At 69.2% G+C, this 12,548-nt stretch carries 11 protein-coding genes; 6 read left to right on the top strand and 5 right to left on the bottom strand.

Annotation, left to right across the window (positions count from 1 at the left end; translation table 11 throughout):
• The first annotated feature begins 157 nt into the window (after positions 1 to 157).
• The 6 genes from efeU to JOD54_RS18365 all read left to right on the top strand — a co-directional run bounded on the left by efeU (position 158) and on the right by JOD54_RS18365 (position 5,519).
• The gene (gene efeU, locus JOD54_RS18385) at positions 158 to 994 is read left to right on the top strand and encodes an iron uptake transporter permease EfeU (RefSeq protein ID WP_204456361.1); all 837 of its coding nucleotides are present in this window, start codon (positions 158 to 160) and stop codon (positions 992 to 994) included.
• Complete coding sequence (gene efeO / locus JOD54_RS18380; RefSeq protein ID WP_204451711.1) at positions 991 to 2,139, top strand: iron uptake system protein EfeO; 1,149 nt, start codon at positions 991 to 993, stop codon at positions 2,137 to 2,139. The genes efeU and efeO overlap by 4 nt, the downstream gene beginning before the upstream one ends.
• Positions 2,136 to 3,371 (top strand): iron uptake transporter deferrochelatase/peroxidase subunit, encoded by a 1,236-nt coding sequence (gene efeB / locus JOD54_RS18375; RefSeq protein WP_204451710.1) that lies wholly within the window; start codon positions 2,136 to 2,138, stop codon positions 3,369 to 3,371. Before efeO ends, efeB begins: the two co-directional genes overlap by 4 nt.
• 65 nt (positions 3,372 to 3,436) lie before the next feature.
• On the top strand, positions 3,437 to 4,012 hold the full coding sequence (locus JOD54_RS18370; protein WP_204451709.1) for an NADPH-dependent FMN reductase: 576 nt from the start codon (positions 3,437 to 3,439) through the stop codon (positions 4,010 to 4,012).
• Positions 4,013 to 4,320: 308 nt separating this feature from the next.
• Positions 4,321 to 4,629: a transposase gene (locus JOD54_RS36020; protein WP_372440325.1), complete on the top strand. Its 309-nt coding sequence runs from the start codon at positions 4,321 to 4,323 to the stop codon at positions 4,627 to 4,629.
• A gap of 26 nt (positions 4,630 to 4,655) precedes the next feature.
• Complete coding sequence (locus JOD54_RS18365; RefSeq protein ID WP_372440260.1) at positions 4,656 to 5,519, top strand: IS3 family transposase; 864 nt, start codon at positions 4,656 to 4,658, stop codon at positions 5,517 to 5,519.
• 548 nt (positions 5,520 to 6,067) lie between these two features.
• Here JOD54_RS18365 and JOD54_RS18360 read toward each other — a convergent pair.
• The 5 genes from JOD54_RS18360 to JOD54_RS18340 are packed head-to-tail and all read right to left on the bottom strand — an operon-like array spanning position 6,068 to position 12,547.
• Positions 6,068 to 6,961 carry a spermidine synthase gene (locus tag JOD54_RS18360; protein WP_204451707.1) on the bottom strand — a complete coding sequence of 298 codons (894 nt, stop codon included), beginning with the start codon at positions 6,959 to 6,961 and terminating at the stop codon, positions 6,068 to 6,070.
• Positions 6,943 to 9,756, bottom strand: coding sequence for an NACHT domain-containing protein (locus JOD54_RS18355; protein ID WP_204451706.1), 2,814 nt, complete (start codon positions 9,754 to 9,756; stop codon positions 6,943 to 6,945). Before JOD54_RS18355 ends, JOD54_RS18360 begins: the two co-directional genes overlap by 19 nt.
• Before the next feature lie 5 nt (positions 9,757 to 9,761).
• Positions 9,762 to 10,391, bottom strand: a complete 630-nt coding sequence (locus JOD54_RS18350) for an FHA domain-containing protein (RefSeq protein ID WP_204451705.1) — start codon at positions 10,389 to 10,391, stop codon at positions 9,762 to 9,764.
• Positions 10,392 to 10,394: 3 nt separating this feature from the next.
• Positions 10,395 to 11,672, bottom strand: coding sequence for a vWA domain-containing protein (locus JOD54_RS18345; RefSeq protein ID WP_204451704.1), 1,278 nt, complete (start codon positions 11,670 to 11,672; stop codon positions 10,395 to 10,397).
• Complete coding sequence (locus JOD54_RS18340; RefSeq protein ID WP_204451703.1) at positions 11,669 to 12,547, bottom strand: PP2C family protein-serine/threonine phosphatase; 879 nt, start codon at positions 12,545 to 12,547, stop codon at positions 11,669 to 11,671. Before JOD54_RS18340 ends, JOD54_RS18345 begins: the two co-directional genes overlap by 4 nt.
• Position 12,548: the final 1 nt, after the last annotated feature.

Genomic DNA, 12,548 nt, shown 5'->3' with positions numbered 1-12,548 from the left:
GGTGGCACCACAAGCGTGCCTACCAGGAGGATTCGGACATTTTCCCTGGTTAACGGGCCGATGTCACGCTCGTCGCACTGGACAGCCCAGGTAAGGCTTACCTACGGTTCGACCAGGTAAGGCTTACCGAATCCGGCGGAGGTGCAGCGTGGAGTACGTGTTCGCCAGCGCCCTGGTCGGCCTGCGGGAGGGCCTGGAGGCCACGCTGGTCGTGAGCATCCTGCTGGCGTACCTGGTCAAGTCCGACCGGCGCCGCGAGATCCGCTGGGTGTGGCTGGGCGTCGGGGTGGCCGTGGCGCTCGCGGTCGGGGTCGGTGCGCTGATCACCTTCACCAGCAGCACCCTGGACTTCGAGGCGCAGGAGACCTTCGGCGGCGTGATGTCGCTGGTGGCGGTCGCGTTCGTCACCGGGATGGTGTTCTGGATGCGCGGCGCCGCCCGCAAGATCAGCGGGGAACTGCGCGGGAAGCTGTCGGACGCGCTGGCCATCGGGCCAGCCGCGATCGCGGGCGTCGCGTTCCTCTCGGTCGGCCGGGAGGGGCTGGAGACCGCCGTCTTCTTCTACGCGACCACCCAGTCCGCGGGCACCAACAGCGGACCGCTGGTCGGTTTCCTGATCGGCATCGGCATCGCGGTCGTGCTCGGCTGGGCGCTCTACCGGGGCGCGCTGCGGATCAACCTGAGCCGCTTCTTCACCTGGACCGGCGTTCTGCTGATCTTCGTCGCCGCCGGGGTGCTCGGCTACGGCCTGCACGACCTGCAGGAGGCCGCGGTGCTGCCCGGCCTCAACACCCTGGCGTTCGACCTGTCCGGGCCGGTGCCCGAGGACTCCTGGTACGGCGCGCTGCTCAAGGGCGTCTTCAACTACTCGGCGCGCACCAGCGTCCTGCAGGCCATCGCCTGGGTCGCCTACGTGGCCATCACCCTCACCGTCTTCCTCTGGCCCGCGCGCAAGGTCGCGGGCCCCGTCCCCGCGCAAGGAGCCACCCCGTGAGACTCAAGGACCTGGGCATCGGCCTGGCCGGTCTAGCCGTCCTGATCCCGCTGAGCGCCTGCGGCTCCAGCGGCGGCGGCACCGGCGGCGGCACCGCCGCGGCGGGCGGGCCGATCGCGGTCGAGGCCAAGGACGACGCGTGCGGGCTGACCCGCGCGGAGGCCGACGCGGGGACGATCACCTTCGAGGTCAGCAACAAGGGCACCCGGGTCACCGAGTTCTACCTCTACGGCGAGGGCGACCGGATCATGGGTGAGGTCGAGAACATCACCCCGGGCCTGACCAGGCGGCTGATCGTCGAGGTGCCCGACGGCGGCAAGTACCAGACCTCGTGCAGGCCGGGCATGACCGGCGACGGCATCCGCGCCGAGTTCACCGTCAAGGGCTCGGCGACCAGGCAGGTCGACACCAACACCAAGCTGGCAGAGGCGACCAAGAGCTACCAGAACTACATCAACTCCCAGGTCGAGCCGCTGGTGGCCAAGACGGGTGAGTTCGTTGCGGCGGTGAAGGCGGGCAAGGTCGACGAGGCCAAGGCGCTGTTCCCGGTGGCGCGGACCTACTGGGAGCGCATCGAGCCGGTGGCCGAGAGCTTCGGCGACCTCGACCCGCGCATCGACGCGCGCGAGGCCGACCTGGAGGCGGGCCAGGAGTTCACCGGGTTCCACCGGCTGGAGAAGGACCTGTGGGTCAGCGGGCTGCAGGCCGACAGCGGCGCCATCGCCGACCGGCTGGCCACCGACGTCAACGAGATCGCCACCAGGGCCAAGACGGTCGAGCTGACCCCGCTGCAGCTGGCCAACGGCGCCAAAGAACTGCTCGACGAGGTCGCCACCGGCAAGATCACCGGCGAGGAGGACATCTTCTCGCACACCGACCTGTGGGACTTCCGGGCGAACGTGGAGGGCTCGGCGGCTGCGGTGAACGCGCTGCGCGAGGTCGTCAACGAGCGCGACCCGGCGCTGGCCAAGACGCTGGAAGAGCGCTTCAAGGTGGTCACCGACCTGCTGGACAAGCAGCACACCGGCGACGGCTACAAGCTCTACACCGACCTGAGCGAGGCCGAGGTCAAGGCGTTCGCCGAGGCCGTGGACGCCCTGGGCGAGCCGATCAGCAAGGTCGCCGAGGTCGTGGCGCAGAAGTGAGCGTTTCCCGGCGCGGGTTGTTCGGCCTGGCGGGCGCGGGTGTCGCGGTCGCCGGGCTGGGCGCTGCCGCTGGAGTGCTCGCGACCGGGGAACAGCGGCAGGACGCGGCGGTCCCGGCCTCATCGGTGGTGCCCTTCCGCGGGCAGCACCAGGCCGGGATCGTGACGCCCGCCCAGGACCGGATGCACTTCGTCGCGTTCGACGTGACGACCAAGGACCGCGCGGAGCTCGTCGCACTGCTGCGGGCGTGGACGGCGGCCGCCGAACGGATGACCGCGGGCCAGGAGGCGGCCGAGGGCGGGGCCGTCGGCGGGCACCGGGAGGCGCCGCCCGCCGACACCGGGGAGGCGCTCGACCTGCCCGCGTCGGCGTTGACGCTGACGATCGGGTTCGGTCCGACGCTGTTCGACGACCGGTTCGGGCTGGCGGCCAAGCGCCCCGAAGCCCTCATCGACCTGCCCCGCTTCCCCCGCGACGACCTCGACCCGCGCCGCGGCGGTGGCGACATCTGCGTGCAGGCGTGCGCGAACGACCCGCAGGTGGCGGTGCACGCCATCCGCAACCTGGCCAGGATCGGGTTCGGCAAGGTCGCGGTGCGCTGGTCGCAGCTCGGCTTCGGCCGGACCTCCTCGACGTCCACCGGTCAGGCGACCCCGCGCAACCTGTTCGGGTTCAAGGACGGCACCAACAACCTCAAGGCCGAGGACCCGGCGGCGCTGGCCGAGCACGTGTGGGTGACCGGGGGTCCGGAGTGGATGGTCGGCGGGACCTACCTGGTGGCGCGCCGGATCCGGATGCACATCGAGATCTGGGACCGCACCTCGCTGGCCGAGCAGGAGGACATCGTCGGCAGGGCCAAGGGCAGCGGGGCGCCGCTCGGGCAGCGCGACGAGTTCGACCAGGTCGACCCGCACGTGCGCGGCGCTGGCGGGGCGGCCCTGGTGGCCGAGGACTCACACATCCGGCTGGCCGCGGAGAACCTCGACGGGGCCAAGATCCTGCGCCGCGGCTACAACTTCACCGACGGATCGGACGGCTTCGGGCACCTGGACGCCGGCCTGTTCTTCGTGTGCTTCAACCGCGACTCGCGCACCCAGTTCGTGCCGATGCAACAGGCACTGTCCTCACGCGACCGGATGATGGAGTACCTGGAGCACACCGGATCCGGTCACTTCGCGTGCCCACCCGGGTTGGCCGACGGGGCGTTCTGGGGCCAGCGGCTGTTCGACTGAGTCGCTGGGGTGCGGTGTCCGTCGTAGCCTGGGTCCGGAGTGGACGCCTCTCAAGGGAGCACACGGTGACCAGGATCGGCATCATCCTCGGCAGCACCCGGCCCAACCGCAACGGGGAACAGGTGGCCACATGGGTGCGCGACATCGCCACCCGCCGCGCCGACGCCGAGTACGAACTCGTCGACCTGCGCGACTACCCCCTGCCCCACCTCGACGAACCCACCCCACCGTCGATGGGGCAGTACGAAAACGAGCACACCAGGGAATGGGCGGCCAAGATCGCCTCGTTCGACGGGTTCGTGGTGATCACCCCCGAGTACAACCACAGCACGTCCGGGGTGCTGAAGAACGCCATGGACTACCTGTACGCCGAGTGGAACAACAAGGCCATCGGGTTCGTGTCCTACGGCTCGGTGGGCGGCACGCGGGCGGTGGAACACCTGCGGCTGATCGCGGGCGAACTGCAGATGGCTGATGTGCGGCAACAGGTGGCGCTGTCGCTGGTCACGGAGTTCGAGAACTACAGCGTGTTCAAGCCTGGGGAGTACAACGTGCCTGCGCTGACGACGCTGCTGGATCAGGTGGTGGCGTGGAGCACGGCGCTGGCGCCGTTGCGGGCTCGGACGCACGCGTCGGTGTAGCGCTGTCTTTCGGCTCGTCGCTTCGCGCCTTGCATCGGATCCTCGCCTCGCCTTCGGCATCGGCGTGGATCCGCGATTTAAGTGCGGGCTCGATGTGGTGGACCTGTTTTGCGTGGGGCCCCTACGACAGCCGTGGCAGGACCGCAAAGCAGGGGCCGAAAAGCGTGGCCCTGTCCGCGCAGGAACGCTACGACTGCCGCTCCCCCACGCAAAACAGGTCCACCCCATCGAGCAGTTGGCACCAGTGAGGGGCCTCGAGGTTTCCGGACAGGAACCCAGTAAGATTGTCCTGTCGGGAAGTTGAGGGAGTGCACGTGGCCCATCGGAGTCCGTACTCGCCGGAGTTTCGTGAGGAAGCAGTTCAGATGGCGTTGCGGTCGAAACGGCCGATCGCCGAGACGGCGCGCGAGTTGAATATGAACTCGGAGACACTGCGTGTATGGGTGCGGAGCTATGAGCGGGAACAAGGCGCGGACTCGGCCGTCGCCGTGTCGGAGCCGTTGGCAATGGACGAACGAGCGCGACTACGAGAGTTGGAACGCCGTAACCGCGAACTCGAGATGGAAGTGTCTTTCCTGAAAAAAGCCGCAGCGTACTTCGCGAAGGATGCCGAGTAGTCAGCAAGTACGAGTTCATCGAAACGATGCGACTTGAACCTGCGAAGTACGCGTATCCAGTCCTGTTCATGTGCCGACTGCTCGACGTTTCCAGGTCCGGCTACTACGAATGGCGCGGCCGGGCGGAATCGGCCACCGCGCGACGGCGAGAGGAGCTGAAAGCGTTTATCCGGGACGCGTTCGAGGCCTCGGACTCGACTTACGGCCACCGGCGGGTCCATGCCCAGTTGCGGCGGGCAGGCGTGTGCGTGGGTGTTGAACTGGTCCGGCACCTCATGCGTGAACTGGGGCTGGTTCCCTGCCAGCCAAGACCCCGGCGGTTCGGGCTGACCACCGCGGCGGCCGCGCCGGTGGGCGACCTGGTCGGCCGTGACTTCACCGCGCCCGCGCCGGGACGCAAGCTGGTCGGCGACATCACCTACGTTCCCACGATGGAAGGCTGGCTTTACCTGGCCACCGTGCTGGATTGCTGCACGAAAGAAGTGATCGGCTACGCGATGGACGACAACTACCAGACACCGCTCATCAGCCGCGCTATCCGCAACGCGGCCCGAAACCGCCCACTCGCCGACGGTGCGATATTTCACAGCGACCGCGGCAGCAATTACATGTCCACCGAGTACCACAACGTCCTCACCAGCCTCCGGTTGAAGCAATCAGCAGGGCGAACCGGAATCTGTTTCGACAACGCGATGGCCGAATCGTTCTTCGGCACACTCAAAAACGAATGCGTCAACCGGATGGCTTACTCCACCCGAGACGAAGCCCGGCAGCACATCACTCGCTACATCGAGTTCTGGTATAATCGCCGACGACTTCACTCAGCGATAGGCTACCGCCCACCGCACGAGGTATACATCGAACACAAGAACCAACAAATCGCCGCTTGAATAGACAGTTAATCCCCTGTCCGGAAACCGCGCGGCTCCTCACCAGCGACTTCCGGGGGCGGTGGTGGGGCTGGCGGGGTTGGCTCGGTGGGTTGGGTTTGGGTGGGCTGACTCGGTGGGTTGGGTTGGGTGGGCCGACTCGGTGGGCTGGTTGGTGCCAGAGCAACCCCCCGAGCCGTCCCACCCAAGCCGACGACCGCTCCTCGGAAGCCGCCCGCCCAATGCTCGATGGGGCGGACTTGGTTTGTGTGGGGTGGCGGTATCCGTAGCGTTGTGCGCTGCAGGGCCATGCTTTTCGGCCCCAGCTTTGCGGTCCTGCCACGGGTAGCGCAGGGGCCCCGCGCAAACCAAGTTCGCCCCATCGAGCACACCGGACCACGACGGGTCCGGGTCGCGATGCCGAAGGCGAGCCGACCCCGACCCATCGAGCCCACCCCACCCACCACGATCCAGCGCAATGCCGAAGGCGAGCCGACCCCGCCCCATCGAGCACACCGCACCACCACGGGTCCGGGTCGCAATGCCGAAGGCGAGGAGCCGACTCGAGATCAGGTAGCGAAGGGGTCCTTGGGCGGCACCGGCGGGGTGATTGGTTCGGCGTCGGTCAGGGGGCGGGCCGGGCCTACCAGGGCGCGGAGTTCGGCAGCCGTCACGCAGCGGGCGGGGAAGGCGGCGTTGGCGGCTCGCGCGGCTATGTGGTCGGTGGGGAGGTCCACGGCGGAGGCGGCCAGGACGATGTTGCCGTAGCGGCGGCCGCGGAGGACGGCGGGTTCGGCTAGGAGGAGGACGTTGCCGAAGACCGCTGAGAGGGTGGCGACTGCGCGGCTGGCGAAGGGGAGGCCGGGGCCGTCGGAGAGGTTGGCGAGGTAGACGCCGTCGGCGCGGAGGACTCGGGAGAGTTCTCTGGTCGCTTCCACGCTGAACAGGCCCGCCGAGACCATTCCCCGCTCGAAGGCGTCGACCACCACGACGTCGGCGGACAGGTCCTCGCGGTCGGTCGCCCCGGCCCGGCCGTCTCCCACGTGGACGGTCACCCCCGGGATCGCGTCGACGCCGAACTGGTCGCGCACCAGCGCCACCATCCCCCCGTCGGCGTCGATCACCACCTGCCGCGACCCCGGCCGGGTCACCGACAGGTAGCGCGCCACCGTGCACGCCCCACCCCCCAGGTGCAGCGCGTCGACCGCCGCCCCCGCCTCCCCCCAGCAGTCCAGCACGTCCGCGATCCGCCGCACGTAGTCGAACTCCAGGTGCGTCGGATCGTCAACGTCGACGTAGGACTGCGCCACCCCGTCGACGCTGAGCAACCACCCGTTCGCCCGGTCCAGGTCCCGCACCACCTCCGCGGTCCCGAACCGCACGGGAAAGCGCCCCTGTCTCGGACCAGTCACCCGCACAGCACACCACGCCCGGTCCCACCGAGCTAGGCAGGGGCGTCCCATTCGAGCTGGGCGAGTTCCTCGATGAGCAGCCTGCTGGTGGGGGTCGACCGGATCTCCTCGACCAGAGCGCGGCGGGCAGCGGCGCCGTGCAGCGCGACGATGTCGACCAGCCACCTCCGATCGCCCGGGAGATCGGCCAGCCAGACGAGAAACTCAGCCAGGAAGTGGGGATGCCACTCAAGGGATCGGATCCGCAAGACGTGCGTCGCCAGATCGATGACCGTCGACAACCGGGTGGGGTCGTACGGTTCAGGTGGGTACGTGAAACCGAACATTCCTCCGGTGGGGCGAGCGGCGAAGCCGACCAGCCAGGCGTAGGTCTGATCCAGCCACTCTTGGTAGTCGGCTGGTTCGTGGTACACGTACCGTCCTTGAACAGCGTGCCCGATCAGCAGACGCGCCTGGAGGTCGCGGTCGCCGAGCAACCGGGCGACGGTGAGCCCTAGCGGCAGCAACCCCGTGCCGCCGGAGCGGACACGGTCATCGCGCACATCCATGCTGGCGCCGATCGAGAGCAGGGCGGTCGAATCGAGTCCCGCGTACCAGAGCCGCACCAGGGACCGCCACCTGTCCTTGTCGACAAGGCGCATGGCGGCGAGATCGAGGTCGCCCTGGGGGCAGGCGATGCGCAGGAGCACCAGGTTCACGCTGAACGCGGCGGTTTGGCGGACGCTGTGGTCGGGTAGTGGCCGGTACTTGTCGAACCGGCTCGCCGTCCGCGGCTCGTGGTAGCGGGCCAGCAATTCCTCGAGCGTCTCAGCGATCTTCTCGGTCTCATCCGGCGGCAGCTTCGCGAGCTTGGCGGCGATGAAATCGAGGACCGGCCGTTGGATGGACAGCGGCTGGTGCGACAACAGGGTGAACAGCAGGTCGTCATCGGGGCGGTGCTTGGCGCGTCTGCCGAACGCGCTGTCGGCGACGTCGCGCAGGACCTCCACCACACGGTCGGCGACCAGGTACTCGCCGAAGGTCAGGTGGAGGAACTCATAGGCGCGGTGCTCAGTGTCACCGCGGGCTTGCGGGGAGTGCACGAAGAAGAACTCGGCCAGCAGGCGTTTGCCGCTGGTCACCGGTTCGTCGAGGGCGGTCAGGTCCGCGGCGAGATCCGCTTCGGTGATCGACTGGGCGCCGCGGTTGAGCATCCCCAGGGCCGCGACCGACAACCGCCGGAGGGTCAACCGGACGGTGGCGTCCACATCGGCAATCGCCCGTTTCTCGGCCTCGCGGCGGGCGAACAGCTCGAACATCCGCTCGTAGAGGTCGGTCAACGACATCTGCGCGGTTGGCTCCGGTGCCTCCCAGTCCGCGTAGTAGACCGCCAGCATCATCAGCAGGAGCGGCTGCCTGGCCAGTTCAGCGACGTTCTCGGCCAGGCGGGAGGGCAGCAGGCGCACGCCGGAGTGTTCATTGGCGTGGTTCCACTCCGCCTTCCACGCCTCGACCTGTTCGGTGTCGAAGTCCTCCAGTTTGACGACCGGGACCCCGTCGGGGACGGTCACCCGGTCGACGACCAGGGTGCGCGAGGTGACGACGACGGCGACCGGGTACCCGTATGCGGCCTCGCGGCGTTGGAAGGTCTCCACGTCGTGCAGGTAGCCGGTGCGGTCGTGGGTGGTCGCCTGGAGGAGTTCGTCGAGGCCGTCCAGGAGCACGACGCGGAGGGTTCCGCTGGTCTGCTCGGCGAGGTCGGGCCAACTGACCCGGCGGTGGGTGAGCCGGTCGAGGGCCGTCTGGATCTGGGAGTCCACTTGGGCGTTGGCGTCGACGTGGCGCAGCGGCACCCGGACGACCGTGTAGTTCGCGGCGGGCAGGCTCGCGGCCAGGACCTTGGTCAGCAACGACTTGCCCGCACCGGGGTGGCCGAGCAGCAGCATCGGCCGTTCGGTCGCGGCCGGGGTGCTGAAGTGGACGGCCAACACACGGTCCAGGTCGACGCGAACGCCTTCCTCGTCCCACCAGTTCTCGTCGGCCAGCAGCGATCTGCTGTCGCGGGTGGTGAGGCGAACCCTCGGGGTCTGGAAGATCTCGCGCACCCTGGGGAACACGGTGGCGGCACCGTCCGCGCGAACCAGTGGCTCGTCCAGTTCGGCGGTGTTCGCGTCGGCGAGGGTCTTGCGCAGGTCTCGGGGCGGGTTGGCGGGGCCGTGGGCCAGTTGTTCGGACAGCCTGCCCAGGATTGAACCGACTGCGGCGCGCTCGGCCAGCTCGGCCCAGATCCGGAACTCGGGAATCCGTTCCGCCATCCGCAGGAAGTGGGCGTGGTACCGGGAGGCGATCTCGTCGCCCAAGGCGTTGGCCGACTCGGCGATCCCGGCGGAGGCGATCATCAGGGAGGCCCAGCCGCTGATATCGGTCAGCAGAGTCGCGAAGGTCTTGGTGGCGCACGGAGCAGGCAGCGGATTGGTGTAGAGGAGCTTCAGCCAGTTCTTCTCGTTGAGCGCGACGCCCGTCGCCAATACCACCCGGTCGCGGTGAGGGATCTTGCGCTGTTCGTCCACGACTTCGAAGTAGGCGGTCATGATGAGGATGGTGTGGGAGGCGACCAAGAGGTCTTGGCGTTCGACGCCATTCGTGCCTAGGAGTTTGTCTGAGACCGCGTCCAGGCCGGTGCGGACGAGGCGGACCGCTTCGTTCTTCTGGTCGACCAAGGCCCACAGGCCTTCTATAGGCGCGATACCGACCGACGCGAGGATGACGCCGCCGAGGAGGGAGTCGAGGCGGTCTAGCCAGGGGCGGTCGTGGTGGCCGAGGACCTTGAGCGCGCCCTGGAAGGTGATAGGCGGATTGCGTGGCACTGGGGCTACTCGGCGTGGAGGGTGAGGACGGTCCAGGCGCCTAGGTAGATGTGGTCGCCGGGGGTTAGGGGGGTGGGGTGGTCTGGGGGGATGGGGGTCTGGATGTTGTTGACGAAGGTGCGGTTGGTGGAGTGGAGGTCGACGATGGTCCAGCCGGATTCCGCGGGGACCAGCATGGCGTGGGAGCGGCCGATGGCCCGGTCTTCCGGGGGGCCGGTGAGGTCGATGTCGGGGTGGATGCCCCTGGTGGGGTCGGCGCGGCCGATGACCAGGGAGTCGCCTGCCAGGGTGAAGCGGCGGGGCGGGACGAACCGGGGGAAGTCGATGCGCAGGTCGTTGGTGTTGGCCTTGGTCTCGTCGTAGTACGCGCGGTCGGCGGCGACGGTGAGGGACCACTGGGGTTCGGCGGAGGGGACAGCTTGGCGCTGCTGCTGTTCGGCGGGCAGGAGCGAGTCGTAGCCGCAGACCTCGCAGAAGCGGCCGGTTTGGCCGGGGTGGCTCTGCGGGCAGTCCCAGGCCGCGGTGGGTTCGGGGGCGGTGGGGTGCGCGGGGACGGGGGCGGCGCCGAGGGGGCGGCCGCACACGTCGCACTCGGTCGGGTCGGTGGACTCGTGGCCCTTGGGGCACCGGGGCATGGGCTACTCCTCGGCGGAGCGCACCCGGGTGGTGCGCTTGGACTCGATGTGGGCCATTTCCTTGAGCACGTCGGCCATCCGGTCGCGGACCCGGTGGGTGCCCGTGCCGTCGTCCTCGACCAGGCGGGCCAGGTGGGCGGCGGTCTCGGTGTTGCCGTGCTCCTTGGCCAGGTCGATGGCGCGGCCGAGGCGGTCGCTGGCCAGCGGCAGGTCACCGGCCTGGTGCGCGTCGACCCCCTCGCGGACCAGGTCGGCCATCCGCTGCTGGCCGGTGAAGTGCGCGACCTGGGGGCTGATCCGGGTGGACAGCACCGGGTCATCGGTCCAGAACGCGCGGACGCGGTGCTCGGCGGACTGCTGGTCGCCGACGGACATGCTGACCCGCGCCGCGACCAGCCCCTCCCCCACCTCGCCCGTGTCGACCTCTATGGACAGGTGGAAGTCACGGGTTTCGGCCGACCAATGGCCGGTGGGGTACTCGCGCACGCGCGGGCTGATGACGATGCCACGGTCGGTCAGGTCGACTATGCGCGGGAAGACCTGTTTGAGGAACCGCAGCCGCGCGTGAGCGGGCGTCCACAGCCGTAGTGTGACGTCGACCGCGGCTGTGCCCATGAGGTTCTCGGTGATCTCCTTGAACTCCGCGACGAGTGCCGCCGCGTCAGGGAGGCCGCGCACCGAACCGTGCAGTGTGTCGGCGATGCGCTCTAGGGTGCGCGCTTGCCATCCCCCGTCGCCGACCCCGCGCGCGTCGCAGGTGAACTTGCCCTCGCAGGAGGTCACCGTCTCGTAGAACTGTTCGGTGGTCTCGTGTTCGTTGCGGCCGTCGGTGAGCAGCACCGCGTGCCGGATCGGGGCGGTGGTGGTCGCGAACAACTGCTCGGCCAGGCGCAGCCAGGTGCCGATCGCGGTGCCGCCGCCCGCCACCAGCTTGCCGACGGCCTGCCGCGCCTTGTTGCGGGTGCTGGAGGAGGCCTCGGCCAGGGTCGGGGTGCTCGGGTAGACCATGGTGGCGATCTCGGTGCCCGCGACGATGGCGAAGGCCACCCCGTCGGGCAGGGCGGCGACGACCGCGTTGACCGCCAGTTTGGCCTGGGCGATCTTGTTGCCGGACATGGACCCGGATGTGTCGATCATGATGACCCTGGCCAGGCCCCGGTCGGTGCCCGGCTGGCCCAGGGTGTCCCCGGTGAGGGTGACCGAGACGACCGCGTCCATGGTCCGCGCGCCCGAGGGCAGGTACTCGTTCTGGTCGACGTGGACCTCGAACTCGAGGGTCATGCCGGTCCTCCTCCGGTCGCGGTGATCGCGGCGACGGTGACGTTGTCGTGGCCGCCCGCGGCCAGCGCGCGGCCGAGCAGGGTGCGGGTGACCGCGGCGGGGGTGCCGAGGTGGTCGGCCGGGGCGACCAGCCCGGCGTCGACGTAGCGGGAGAGGCCGTCGCTGCACAGCAAGACGAGGCCGGGTTCGGGTGGGCTGAAGCGGCGCACTTGGGCGCTGATCGGCCCGGCGTCGGCCCCGAGCCAGCGTTCCAACGCGTGGACGCCGGGTTCGGCCATACGCGGGTCTTCGATGCCTACGCCTTGCGCGATGAGCCTGCCCGCCGCCGAGTCGTCGACAGTGAGCCTGCGCATCCCCGTTGAGCCCGCCCAGTAGGCGGGGCTGTCACCGACCCACCCCACGGTGACGTCCTCAGCTGTGACGAGCGCGGAGACGTAGGTGCAGCAAGGTGGGTTCTTATCGGACGGGTCGCCCAACAGCGCGGCGGCGTCTGCGGCTGAGTTCGCGGCCGCGGTTGTCGCGGCGATCGGTTCCTCCCCGCGCGCGATAGCGGCCAACAACTCCGCCAGACCTGCCTCCGCGGCGCGGATGGCTGCCATCTCGGACCCCGGCGCCGAGGCGACCCCGTCGCACACAACGGCCGCGGCTACGTCACCGAGCGTCCCGATGGCTACCGCGTCCTCGTTGCGCTCCCTGCGCCTGCCCCGGTCGGTGATGGCGGCGACCCGGTCGAGGTCCAGGTCTGGTCTCTGCGTGGAGTGCTCGACGCGCGGCTCGCCGGTGGGCAGTGCGCGTTGGTCCCGGCCGCAGTCCTCGCAGAACAGCCACCCCGGCTGGAGGGTGGCGCCGCAGTTGACGCAGACGAGTGCCGTCACC

Origin of the sequence: Actinokineospora baliensis, assembly GCF_016907695.1 — a bacterium.
Classification (GTDB): Bacteria; Actinomycetota; Actinomycetes; order Mycobacteriales; family Pseudonocardiaceae; genus Actinokineospora; species Actinokineospora baliensis.
Note: the sequence above shows the minus strand (reverse complement) of the source record. Positions and strands in the feature narration are given on the sequence as shown.

Bases quoted from the DNA above. Each gene is read 5' to 3' on its own strand.
- JOD54_RS18350 (WP_204451705.1), bottom strand. From the start codon at position 10,391: ATGCCCCGGTGCCCCAAGGGCCACGAGTCCACCGACCCGACCGAGTGC.
- JOD54_RS18345 (WP_204451704.1), bottom strand. From the start codon at position 11,672: ATGACCCTCGAGTTCGAGGTCCACGTCGACCAGAACGAGTACCTGCCC.
- JOD54_RS18365 (WP_372440260.1), top strand. From the start codon at position 4,656: ATGCGACTTGAACCTGCGAAGTACGCGTATCCAGTCCTGTTCATGTGC.
- JOD54_RS18360 (WP_204451707.1), bottom strand. From the start codon at position 6,961: ATGGGACGCCCCTGCCTAGCTCGGTGGGACCGGGCGTGGTGTGCTGTG.